The sequence below is a fragment of the Paenibacillus sp. J22R67 genome (assembly GCF_059692175.1).
The window spans coordinates 233,040-245,629 of record NZ_JCAUAX010000005.1; the positions used below are offsets into that span (position 1 = coordinate 233,040).

The 12,590-nt window shown below is 43.9% G+C and carries 9 protein-coding genes; 3 read left to right on the forward strand and 6 right to left on the reverse strand.

Annotation, left to right across the window (positions count from 1 at the left end; genetic code table 11):
• Window positions 1-9 precede the first annotated feature (9 nt).
• The 5 genes from AC58VC_RS21065 to AC58VC_RS21085 form a co-directional block, all read right to left on the reverse strand.
• Window positions 10-1,593 (reverse strand): extracellular solute-binding protein, encoded by a 1,584-nt coding sequence (locus AC58VC_RS21065; protein WP_497370963.1) that lies wholly within the window; start codon window positions 1,591-1,593, stop codon window positions 10-12.
• A gap of 117 nt (window positions 1,594-1,710) precedes the next feature.
• Window positions 1,711-3,315, reverse strand: a complete 1,605-nt coding sequence (locus AC58VC_RS21070; RefSeq protein ID WP_497370965.1) for a response regulator transcription factor — start codon at window positions 3,313-3,315, stop codon at window positions 1,711-1,713.
• Window positions 3,308-5,080, reverse strand: coding sequence for a cache domain-containing sensor histidine kinase (locus AC58VC_RS21075; protein ID WP_497370967.1), 1,773 nt, complete (start codon window positions 5,078-5,080; stop codon window positions 3,308-3,310). The genes AC58VC_RS21070 and AC58VC_RS21075 overlap by 8 nt, the downstream gene beginning before the upstream one ends.
• 85 nt (window positions 5,081-5,165) lie before the next feature.
• Window positions 5,166-6,953, reverse strand: a complete 1,788-nt coding sequence (locus AC58VC_RS21080; protein ID WP_497370969.1) for a family 43 glycosylhydrolase — start codon at window positions 6,951-6,953, stop codon at window positions 5,166-5,168.
• Window positions 6,954-7,091: 138 nt separating this feature from the next.
• On the reverse strand, window positions 7,092-7,952 hold the full coding sequence (locus tag AC58VC_RS21085; RefSeq protein ID WP_497370971.1) for an AraC family transcriptional regulator: 861 nt from the start codon (window positions 7,950-7,952) through the stop codon (window positions 7,092-7,094).
• A 187-nt stretch (window positions 7,953-8,139) separates the two neighbouring features.
• Between AC58VC_RS21085 and AC58VC_RS21090 the strand changes: the two genes are divergently transcribed.
• The 3 genes from AC58VC_RS21090 to gdhA all read left to right on the forward strand — a co-directional run bounded on the left by AC58VC_RS21090 (window position 8,140) and on the right by gdhA (window position 12,055).
• Window positions 8,140-9,654 carry a sulfatase family protein gene (locus AC58VC_RS21090; RefSeq protein WP_497370973.1) on the forward strand — a complete coding sequence of 505 codons (1,515 nt, stop codon included), beginning with the start codon at window positions 8,140-8,142 and terminating at the stop codon, window positions 9,652-9,654.
• A 14-nt stretch (window positions 9,655-9,668) separates the two neighbouring features.
• Window positions 9,669-10,505, forward strand: a complete 837-nt coding sequence (locus tag AC58VC_RS21095) for an AraC family transcriptional regulator (protein WP_497370975.1) — start codon at window positions 9,669-9,671, stop codon at window positions 10,503-10,505.
• Between the two features lie 179 nt (window positions 10,506-10,684).
• Complete coding sequence (gene gdhA / locus AC58VC_RS21100; protein ID WP_497370977.1) at window positions 10,685-12,055, forward strand: NADP-specific glutamate dehydrogenase; 1,371 nt, start codon at window positions 10,685-10,687, stop codon at window positions 12,053-12,055.
• A gap of 45 nt (window positions 12,056-12,100) precedes the next feature.
• On the opposite strand, the gene AC58VC_RS21105 is transcribed toward gdhA, so the two are convergent.
• Window positions 12,101-12,553, reverse strand: coding sequence for a GNAT family N-acetyltransferase (locus AC58VC_RS21105; RefSeq protein ID WP_497370979.1), 453 nt, complete (start codon window positions 12,551-12,553; stop codon window positions 12,101-12,103).
• Between the last annotated feature and the right edge of the window lie 37 nt (window positions 12,554-12,590).

The following is a 12,590-nucleotide window of genomic DNA, read 5'->3' on the forward strand; positions in this document are numbered from 1 at the left end:
CGTCAAAACTTATTTTTGCTGTTTGAGTTTATCGTAAGCATCCTGATACAGTTTCTGAAGCTCATCGATTTTCATTTTCTTGAGTGTGTTCTGAAACTCGCCCCACTTATCGAAACTTAGGGCACCTGCGATAAATTTCGTGCTTTGTTCCTCGTAATATTTATCAATATCATTTCGTAAAATATTAATTTGTTGCGCCGTTTGCTCATCAAACATCGGTGATGCATAGCGAATCTTCGGCATGTACGGATCCAGTTTCTTTTGAGCTTCCTGTACCTGAGGCGGATTGATGTAAGAAGCAACCTTCTCACTGATCAGATGCGGCGCTCCTCCTCCAGCGTAAGGTGTGATTTTACCTTGATTACCAGACGTCAAGAAGGCATCCGTATAAAATGGAATCCCATCACGCAATTCATAATTCTCTCCCTTGCGACCGAAGCGCAGCAGAGTCGATCCTTCATCCCCATAGAAATAATCAACCCAACGCAGCGTTGCTTCTGGATTCTTGTTCACCGAAGTGATCGCGAAAGCACCGAAATCCCTTGGAACCGGAGATGCCAATTGCAATCTGTCACCATGCGGTCCTTTCACTGGCGCTATACCTATGTATTGATCCGCGACTTTCGTATCTAGCATCGGATTGTTCGTCTGATCAAAGAAGAAACCGGTATTGGCTGACCCTTGCTTAGCCAAATACTGAGCTTCTTTCTGTGTGAAAAGCTCAGAATCAAGCAATTTCTCCGAATACAGCTTATTTAAGTACACCAATAACTCTTTATTCCGGTCGCTTCCCATCCAAATGTTAACTTTATCATTGTCCAAATTAATGTTATATCCTAGCTGAAAATCCAAACCAAATGACCCTGCCATGATAGGTACGATACTCAACCCATTGCGCGCTGTCATTGGAATCTCATCTTGTTTACCATTCCCGTTCGGGTCTTTATCACGGAAAGCTTTCAGAACCTCGTATAGATCGTCCGTCGTTTCAGGTTCTTTCAGGTTCAGTTTCTTCAGCCAGACTTGATTTATCCAACGTTTATCGGTTCTGGCAGCGTTTACAGTAACAATACCAGGCAAGGCATAGATGTGGCCTTCAGGTGTCGTGATCGCTGAGCGAATTTCTGGATAAGTATCCATAAGCTTTTTAATATTAGGCGCATACTTATCAATCATACTTTCGAGAGGAATCAATTGCCCGCCCGAACCATAACGGATTGCCTCTAAAGGTGTGAGACCTGAGCGGTACAAGGCATCCGGAAGCTCATTGGATGCAAAAAGCAGGTTTTTTTTCTCATTAAAACCATCTGTTGGCGCCTCAATGAATTCAACTTGAACGTTGCTCATTTTCTCATAGTCTTGGAACACCGGCATGTCTTTGAATGGCCCATTGACAGGCGCAATTCGTGTGAACATTTTCAGCTTCAATGGTTCTTTGACAATCGGAAATCCATCTGCAGACGTATTGCTTGAAGCTTCACCTTTGGAATTGCCTTCTTTCTCTGTGCTTGGCGTATCCGAGCTGCAAGCCGCTAATGTCATACTAGAAACAACTAAAGTAGAAAGCAGTACTGTCCCCCAATTTCTTTTCATTCTAACTTTCCTCCGATCATGTTGTTTTCACCCTATTAAAGAAAGCGTTTTCTAAGGGTTGTTCTCATTATAAATAAAGACTTCTCCTCGCTGATTCAACATATATGACATTTCATTCTACTTTTTTGACGTTTTCAAATGATCGATATAAGCTTGCGGCGTCATCCCCGTCATGCTCTTAAAAACTTTGAAAAAATAAGTATAGCTCAAAAAGCCAACCTCGCTGCTTATTTGTTTCAACGCAAAAGCTTCGGATTCCATGAGCATGCAGCTTTTTTTAATGCGCACTCGATTGATATATTCCGTGAACGTCATTTGTGTTTCCTCTTTGAACAATCTGCTTAGGTAGGATGGATTTAGATTAAGAGCACTAGCCGTACTTTCCAAAGAAATGTTAGCAGCGTAGTTGTCCGAAATATATTGAACCGCTTTAGCAATGTGACGGGAGTATGAGCCTCCAACTTGCTGTTTCTTAATATGATCAACGATCCGTGTGTAATAAGCTAATAACCACATCTCAAGATCAGAACTACTACTCATTCGCCTAAGTTCATTTCGCGTGGGGGTTAACGCCATGTCCTCTCTGGGGATATGAGAAAACTGCCGTTCCAGTAACATCTCTACGAGTCGAAGCATTTCGCTGACTATGATTTGTACCGTCATAGCGTAGACAGGTTGGTTTCTTACTGTGGCAAAAACAGTTGTAATGACTTGGTGAATCCTATCCCCATCAAGCTGCTCCAGATAAAGAAGCAATTGCTTCTTCTCTTCTACAAAGAGAGAATCTCTAGAAGCCAAAGGGGGCATCCCTTGATATAACCTATCATTTATATCTTGATCAGCCTTGCGATAACTGGCGGCAAGCTGTTTTAAACTTCCACTTCGCGGGCCAACGATGTAGACACATTTTAAGTTAAGGAATTTCTCAAGAGAATGAGCAAGTGCGCTCATGGCTTGATTAATTTGGGTTGATACGGCGAGCTCGCTTCGCTCCTCCGATGAAAACAGGATAATAAATCGTCCCTCCCCTACATATCCTACCGTTCGTTTCTGTACATCCCCTATTGCCATTTGCATCACATCTGTAACTTGCTGCACGAACCTATTTTTTTGAACGTCATTCAATAACTCCGTCAATAATAAGAAGGGTACGATCTGAACGGCTGCAGTTCCATAATTGACGGAATGCGTGTAGAGATCATTGTCTTTTGCATATGTCAGCAGCGATTCTTCGGCGCCCTCCACATCTCTAGCCAAATTCGCCACATGTTCGCGAAGAATAACCGGACTTAGGCTCTCGATGATTTGGGTTTGAGCGCTGCGAGCTTTATGCTCCCTTGCTTCGCTCTGCAGCTCCACGACTGCTTGATCCAGAAGTGCCAAGAGTGCGCTCGCGTTCAAACGATGTTTGAGCAAATAATCCATGGCCCCATTCATGAGACAAGTGCGAACATAATCGAAATCGTCAAAGCTGCTCAACATGATCATTTTAACTTTTGGAAATTTGTCTTTGATCCTACGACTGAGCTCTACCCCATTCATCGTTGGCATACTCACATCCAGAATCGCAATGTGTGGAGGATGCTGCTCCATCATTGAGAGGGCTATAACCCCGTTCTGCGCTTCTCCGCAAATGGTGAAACCATGCTTTTCCCAGTTCAACATCCCCTTAACATCGTTACGTGCCAAGGCTTCATCGTCAACCAATAATACCTCAAACATGTGTATCCCCCTCCTCTTCAAGTCGAGTTATTAATGGAAATCTGATCTGCACAGTCGTATACGCATCTGGTTCACTATCTAGAAAGACACCGTAAGGTTCCCCGAAAAGGCCAACGATACGCTCGTGCACATTGCGTACTCCCATGCCGCTGAAGCGTGTATTTGTGTTTGCTTCGAAGAGCGCATTGATCTGATCTTTCGACATGCCTCTGCCGTTATCCCGAACATCGATTCTCAATTCCTTACTTTCCACGTAGATGTGAATCAGCACTTCTCCTTCACACTCAGAGCCTGAAAGCCCGTGAATAATGGCATTTTCCACAAGAGGCTGCAGCATCAGCTTCAACACGCTAAGCTGTAAAAGCTCCTCATTTTCAACTTCAATATTCAAATGGACAGGTTCCACATATTTATATTTTTCAATGGTTACGTAACTACGTACATACTGTAATTCTTCTTGCAGGGTGAGAAATTCATTTGTATTTCCAAGTACACCGCGCATAAGCTCAATCAAAGATTCGGATACCTCAACAATGTTCGGCACCCCGTTTAGCTTAGCTAAATATTTAACCGTATTCAGTGTGTTATATAGAAAATGAGGGCGAATTTGCGCCTGCAAAACAGCCAATTCCGCTTCACGCTTCTCTTTCTCTTTGGTCACGATACCCTCAAGGGACCGTTTTAATTGTTCCACCATACTCTTGAAAACTTGATATAACTGACCGATTTCATCCTTGGAATGAATTTCCACCGTTGGCAGCGACATATTGCCTTCCATGACATGCATCATCATCGATCTCAATCTGCGAATATTCCTCGTCATTCTAGAAGACACCTGTAAGGTGGCTATGACTATGATGATAAACACAATAATGGCTACAGTGGCTAAAATTTTACGAATCCGGGCTGTTTCTGTTAAAAGCGATTTCATTGGAACGAGCGCTAGTGTGGACCATCCCGTATACTCCGATTTCCGCATGACGACTAGATATGAGGTTTGGTTAATGATCTTCTCAACCGAACCGTCTGTACCGCCAAGCTCCTCATTCAGCTTAATAATCGTTTCTTCATCAAGAACGCTTGTACTTGGTTGATAGATGAACTCGTTCTTCCTGTCTACGACATATAACATACTATCCGAAGTAGGTTTCACATCATATATTTTCTTAACGATCTCATCATTCAGATCGAACATGACCATACCGATTAAATTCCGGTTATAGCGCAGTTCGCGACCTGTCACAATGGAATTGTTAAAGCCGGTTTGATGAAAATAGGCATGGCCTGATCCATTTTGAAGCAAAGCGTCCATCATCGGTGTGAATAAAATGTTCTTGTCGAGCCATGGAGAGCCAACGAAAAATACCTTCTCGTTCAAGCCAATAACGGCTACACGCGATATGTACGGCTTATAGGCAATTAGGGCGGATAAAAACTCCTCGATCCGTTTTTGTTCTTGGAACCACTCATAGCTTGGTTCCTCCGTCTTGCTAAGCAGGGTGTCCAGCACAGTTTTATTGGTAGCTACCACTGTATTTAATCGGCTAACTTCTTCTAATCGGAGATTCAGGGATTCATCTGCCTGACGAATGCTTTCCGTAACGGATGTAATCGCATTGTTCTTGACCGTTTCTCTCATGAACAAATAAACAATGCTCGTCACCGCCACGATGCCAAGCAGTGTAACCAAACTGAAGGCGACGAAGATTTTCCCCTGAATGCTTACCGTGGGTGAAATTAACTTCTTCAAGGAGGAAAACTTCATGGGTAAGTGCCCCTTTCTACTGCGCTTAGATTAGAAAAAAACATGAACCCTGCCCGGAAGCCCGAGCTTGATTCATGCTTTTATATTACTCACAACAAGGCGCTATGCATAGCCCTTGCCCATCTTCTTCTGCTTCAAGAAGAACGATTCCCGGTCGAGTACGATAAGGTGCGGTTCGATCGTTTCCAAAAAAGGTAGACCAGAGTCTGCCGTCACGATCAATGAACATCGTTCCGTGTCCTCCATGCGGGACCCCCACACGTCTAGGGGTATAAGGGCCGTATATGTTCTCTGCTACGGCATACATCAAATCATAAGTGCCGTCTACCCGTTTGTCTCCATTCCATTCCGCCGCACCGAGGATATACTTCCCTTTGTACTTCACGATAAAAGCGCCCTCATACCCGACGCGCTTTCCGTTTGAGCACAGCAGTTTACGAGGTTCTTCCGCGAATCCCGTCATATTCTTTTTCATGCGGGCAATCTTCCCGTCCTGCCATACAAAATACACTTCGCCATCCTCATCTAGGAAAAAGCTTGAATCAATATCCGTATTCGTCATGCGGCCCATATCGATATAAGGACCTTCCGAGAGTCCAGACACGCTTTTGATTAATCCTGTACCCCCGCCTTGAAGTGAATATGTGATCCAGTAGGTCTCATATAAATAAATCATCTCAGGTGCCCAGAGACACGGGTTCTGATAGATGTTGTTCTCCCATGTACCGTTCTCGAATAGATCCCATACTTTCGCTACATGCTGCCATTCCTGCAAATCAGACGAACTCCACACGTGTAACTGATTATTCCGGTCCCAAAAGTTACGATGCGGCTTATCGGAAGTCCCCGTCATATAATAGGTGCCATCAGGGCCAGTGCTTATATGAGGATCTCGGATAGGAAAATCCGCGATAGGTTTGAGAATTCCTACGGCTCCTTTCTCCAGCACCACTTCCTCCGTCGGTCTTATGAAACCAGGACTAGCCAAAGTCATTGGAACGACGGCCGGATAATCCTCAACCAATGAATAACTGCCACTACCTGTAAAGGAGGCATAGAGCTGTTGTTCAGGTCCATCGAATAGACTTATTTGCCCTCCATGGGGAAGGGCCAAATACCGCCGGCTATAGGGGCCATAGATCGATTGACTCACAGCAACGAACGTATCCGCAGCCTCGCTGTTCATCCGAGTAAAATGATCGGCACAAAACATATAGTAATATTCATCTCGTTTGTATAAAAAAGCGCCGTACGCCCCAACTTGCAGATTGATAGTGTAAGATGGATCATCCTCACGTCCGGCTACTTTCCAAGGCTGCACCTCGACCATTCTAGGAATTTCTGCAAGTCTGGTCATTTCCTCATTCATACGAGCAATTTGACCATTCCTGTAAACCCAATAGACAGCTCCGTCCTCATCCTCAAATAAAGAGGCATCCTGCCCATCCGTTGTCATCCTGCCCATGTCCTCGTAAGGCCCTTTTACGGAATTCGAAGTGCTTCTCAGCAAGCCGGTACCGCCTTGAATTAACCCGTAAGCAACCCAGAACGTCCCTCTTATATAGCGTATTTCCGGCGCACAAATGCCCGTTGGGCCTGTACTCTCCTTTTGCCATGTACCCTCTTGCTCCAAGCTCCATATGGTTACTGGTTCTGTCCATGACTGTAAGTCCGTCGAAGTCCACACCTGTACGGCCTTGCCATCCGTCGTTCCAGTCAAATAATACAAGTGATCCGGTCCTTTGCAAATACTCACATCTTTCAGTGAAACATTGATCACTCGCTCGATCCTTACAGCAGTCTTAGAATAGCTTGTACAGGCAGCCCATTCCGTTTCGGGATGTGGAGGCTGTACGATAAAATTGCTTTTCATTGAATCCATCCTTTCATAATCACCGAGTTCATAAGATAAGTATATCGTGCTTTGTAGAAACTCTTAATATAGAAAGCTGCTCGTTAGGTGAGGAATACGGACATTAATCCACTCGCTCGTGTACAGGATGGATCGATATCAGGGCTTATTTTCAGGAGAATAACCATAATAATTGCGAAAAGCTCTTGAGAACGAATATAGACTCGGATAACCGACACTATAAGCGACCTCTGTTATACTACGATCCTTTAAGGAGATTAGCGCTGAAGCCTTTTCCATTTTGAGACGATATAAGTAACGGTTTGGCGATACGCCTATCCGCTTCTTGAAGATATCAGAGAAGTATGATCTATGTACCCCTGCCTCTTCCGCAACCTCTTTGATGCTGATTCCTTCCATCGCATGCAGTAGCATAAAATCAAGCGAACGCTTCAGCCAAGGGATATCATCTATGTTACTTTTAGCCTCGTTTAAAGTCCTTCCCTCTTTCATAAGAACGGCGAAGATACCATACAACTTTTCCTGCAGTTCCGCTGAAAATCCTATATCTTCATTTCCATCTGGTTGATCTGAAATGAACTGAAGTAGAGCATATAGTTTTGCCCAAACTTCCCTACTGCACCTTGTACGTAGAATTGGATTTGTCTGAGTTAATCCTAGCGCATGAAGCAGCGATAGAGCTTGAGGGCCCTGAAATGCTACCCAAACAAGCTTTAAGGCCTCCTCTGGTTGATTAATGCGGTAGGAATACGATTCATCCGGGAAGAAGCAGCAGATATCATCCGCTTGCAGAATCACTTCTCTGTCTTCATGTTGAAGAAGGAGTTGACCCTTAACCACGAAATGCAGGCTGTAGCACTCGATTCTTTTCGGACCGACCTGATAGTTCGGTTTGGCCACGTTATGCCCTATGCGGATACACCATAAGCCACTCATCTTGATAAACTCATTAGGATTCAAATAATAGTGCTGTGCGTATTCATGCGTAAATTCCTGCATCGTATTTTCTCCTCGTGTCTTGATAGATCATTTCGTGCACTTTGACTCATCTTATGCTTTATATTTTACTACTTCAAGCTCATCAAACCTAACAAAATGTTAAATAAATACGAAACCGTGATATTCCCAATTCTGCAAATTACCCTTATTCTTAATATATAAGTATGATACTTGGAGGTATTATTGGATGAAGAAACCTAATATTTTGTTAATTACAAGTGATCAGCAGCATTGGAATACACTAGGTGCTTTTAATTCGGAAATTAAGACACCCAATCTGGATCGGCTGGTGAAAGAAGGAACGACATTTACACGTTCCTATTGTCCAAACCCCACCTGTACACCGACTAGGGCCTCCATCATTACAGGCATGTATCCAAGTCAGCACGGAGCATGGACACTGGGCACGAAGCTGTTAGAGAAAGTGCATACGGTCGGTGAAGATTTCCGTGAAGCCGGTTACAATTCTGCGCTGATAGGTAAAGCTCATTTTCAACCTTTAGTTTCAACCGAACAATATCCCTCTCTCGAATCCTATCCGATCTTACAAGATCTTGATTTCTGGAAAAAGAATAACGGACCATTCTACGGCTTTGATCATGTAGAACTGGCACGTAATCATACGAATGAAGCGCACGTCGGCCAACATTACGCCATTTGGATGGAAGAAAAAGGTTGTTTGAACTGGCGTGACTATTTCTTGCCGCCAACGGGCACGATGGATCGCTCCATTCTACACAAATGGCCAATTCCGGAGAAATATCACTACAATACCTGGATTGCGGAAAGAACCAACGCACTTCTGGAGCAATATCAAGAAGAAGATCAAAGCTTTTTCCTTTGGTCCAGTTTCTTTGACCCTCACCCGGATTATTTGGCTCCTGAACCTTGGGATACAATGTATGATCCTAGTGATCTGACCATTCCCACCGTCACTCCTGGTGAGCATGAGCAGAATCCGCCTCACTTTCAGTTAACGCAATTGGAAAATCCCGATTTCAAACCTTGGAAAGAGGGTGACTATGGGATACACGGCTATCATTCCCACTCAAATTTATATGCTGAGCATGACCGTAAACAACTAGTAGCAACCTACTACGGCATGATCAGTCTGATGGACAAATACATTGGGAATATCCTGGACAAGCTTGATGAATTAGGACTTGCGGACAATACAATCGTGGTATTTACAACGGACCATGGGCATTTCTATGGTCAACATGGCCTCCAGGCCAAAGGCGGCTTTCACTACGAAGACCTTATCAAGATTCCTTTTATTGTTCGGTATCCAGATCAAGTTCCTGCTGGAGTAACATCACCTGCCATTCAGTCATTGGTAGATTTGGCACCTACGTTTCTCTCTCTATGCGGCATTACGATTCCTCACCATATGACAGGTATAGATCAGTCACAAGTTTGGCGCGGTCAGAAAAGTCAAGCCAGGGATCATGCTATCTGCGAATTTCGTCATACCCCAACGACGATTCATCAAAAAACGTATGTGGATGAAAGATATAAAATTACCGTGTACTATAACCAAACTTATGGTGAAGTTTTTGATTTACAAGAAGATCCGGGTGAAATCCGTAACTTATGGCATCTTCCCGAATACCAATCCCTTAAATCGGAGCTTTTGTTGAAATATGCATGGGCGGAACTAGGCAAAGAGTCTATGGCGATGCCCCGAGTATGGCATGCCTAACAAGGATGAAGATATTGAATAACCTCGGGAAGCAAGGCCCTATCTATCACCTGCCGCAGGTAGGAGAACCTCCTCCACTGAGCGTACAGTTCTTGGGCGTGAATTACTGCGAATCGGATTATTGCAACATTCGAATGCTTGCGAAGGTGACCGTTTTCGGCTTTGTTCGTTCAGGTCAAGGAACTGTTAAGGTTGGTTCACAAAGCTCGATAGCTCGCAAGGGAGATGTATTCCTCCTCCCTGCGGGCTGCTACCATGAAGTTGTCTCTGATCCTAAGAACGAGGAACAATGGAGTTATATATGGCTTAACATTAGCGGCAACTGGATTCTTAAGATGCTTGAAGCTTATCAATTGCTTCCCCATATTGTCGTTCAGAATAGCGGGTTAGAATCACTTTTTCAAGAGGCTATCGACAATGCTGCGCATAAATCAGCTCAGGAACTGCATTCTGAGCTTCAGATCATCCTTATGCGAATCATTGTTGGCTTATCTGAGTCTTTACGTAAAAAAGGCGATGCTTTAACAGCAAAAGTTCAGTCTATCAAACAATTTCTGGATAACAGTGTCCTCTCGCCTTTCGACGGGGCACAACTCTCCACACACATTGGCGTTTCTAATAGGCACCTCAATCGCTTATTTAAAAGAGAAGTAGGGACTACCATCTATAACTATGTCATCGCCAAAAAGATAGAATCCGCTAAACACATGCTGCTAGACACTGAATTGACCATTAGTGAAATTGGTTACAAACTGGGCTATGCCGATCCCCATTATTTTTCGAACCTCTTCCACAGCAAAACGAATGTGAGACCAAGTGACTTTCGCAAGACATTTCGTAAAATACAATAGTAATGCCCGCGAGGAATCATTTCTTCGCGGCTTTTTTTAACCTTGAATGGGCACTTCATTGACTCATCGGAGTAAGCTTACATGACATGTAAATTTTGATTGCTCAAATGCCAAGGATAAGGTAAAACTATTATAATAAACTTTTTTAACTACACTTGATTGCGAAGGCGGATGAGATTGTGATAGTACAGGTCGACAATGAAACAGTTGCAAGAGAATACGTGCACGGCGTATACGAGACAGTGGTAAGACGTAATCCTCATGAGAATGAATTCCATCAAGCAGTGAAGGAGATTCTTGAGTCCTTGATTCCTGTTCTCTCCAAACATCCGAAATATATGAAACATGGTATCCTTGAACGGATCGTTGAGCCAGAGCGCTTAATTACTTTCCGCGTACCTTGGGTAGATGATCAAGGGAATACACATGTAAATCGCGGTTTTCGTGTTCAATTTAACAGTGCGATTGGCCCCTACAAGGGTGGCTTGCGGTTTCATCCCTCCGTTAATGCAAGCATCATCAAGTTTCTTGGGTTTGAACAAACATTCAAAAACTCCCTTACAGGACAGCCAATTGGCGGCGGTAAAGGCGGCTCCGATTTCGATCCTAAAGGCAAGTCCGATAATGAAATCATGCGTTTTACGCAAAGTTTCATGACAGAGCTTTATAAATATATGGGGCAAGATACGGATGTGCCAGCTGGAGATATTGGTGTAGGCGCGCGGGAAATCGGCTTCATGTTCGGTCAATACAAGCGAATTCGAGGAGCTCATGAGGCTGGTGTTTTGACTGGCAAAGGAATCATCTACGGCGGCAGTCTGGGACGTACAGAAGCGACTGGGTATGGTTGCGTTTACTTTGTAAATGAAATGCTTCAGTCCAAAGGCCTTAGCTTTAACGGCAGTACTGTCGTTGTTTCCGGTTCAGGTAACGTGGCCATCTATTCCATGCAAAAGGCCATGCAGCTAGGCGCTACAGTCGTTGCTTGCAGCGACTCCAATGGTTATATTTATGATAAAAATGGGATTAACCTAGACACGGTACGTCGATTGAAGGAAGAAGATAGAAAGCGGATCAGTGAGTATGTCAACGAGCATCCAACTGCAACTTATCACGAGGGTTGTGACGGCATTTGGACGATTCCATGCGATATCGCCCTGCCAAGCGCGACGCAAAACGAGATTAATGCGGAATCGGCGAAAATCCTTGTAAGAAACGGTGTACAAGCGGTTGGCGAAGGCGCGAATATGCCATCCACTTTGGAAGCGATTGACGTATTCTTACAGGCAGGCGTGCTCTTCGGACCGGCCAAGGCAGCGAATGCTGGTGGTGTTGCCGTATCAGCGCTTGAAATGTCTCAAAACAGCATGCGCTATTCCTGGCAATTCCATGAGGTAGACGATAAGCTCCATGCCATTATGAAAAATATTTACAAAAGCGCTGTTATGGCGGCAGATGAATACGGCCATCCGGGTAATCTAGTCGTAGGCGCCAATATTGCAGGTTTCACTAAAGTCGCAGATGCTATGATTGCGCAAGGTGTTGTCTAAATGAATCGAACGACAGGTTGCCACATTTGTTGGCAGCCTGTTTTTTTAGTTTTCACTGAATGTCTTAAGGAAATTTTTCTGATCCTTGGTAAACTTGTAGCCACGTCGTTCGTAGAAATTGTGAGCCTGTACCCGTGATGGATGCGATAGCAGTTTTATCCCCGAATATCCGGCAGTCTTTGCCCACTGTTCAAGACTTTCAATTAAAATACGGCCTATGCCTTGACTTCGATATTCCTTCTTCACAACAAATCCTAGGACGTTTACTAGGGAGTCAGAAAAAAGCAGTTCATAAGGACTTCCATGAATATATCCGATCACGTCGTTGTTTTGCTCATAAACAAAAATGAGATCTTTGGTTTTCGTTGTAAGAGTGACTAACTTCTCTTTTACTTTCTCTTCTGTAAATACAGATAGATTCGGATTAAAGTGTTGGTTCAAGACATAAATATCCGGATAATCTGCTATCCTAACTTCTCTGACATTGTTATCTCGCAATGTAGAACATCTCCATTCTTAACATGCCATGTCACTT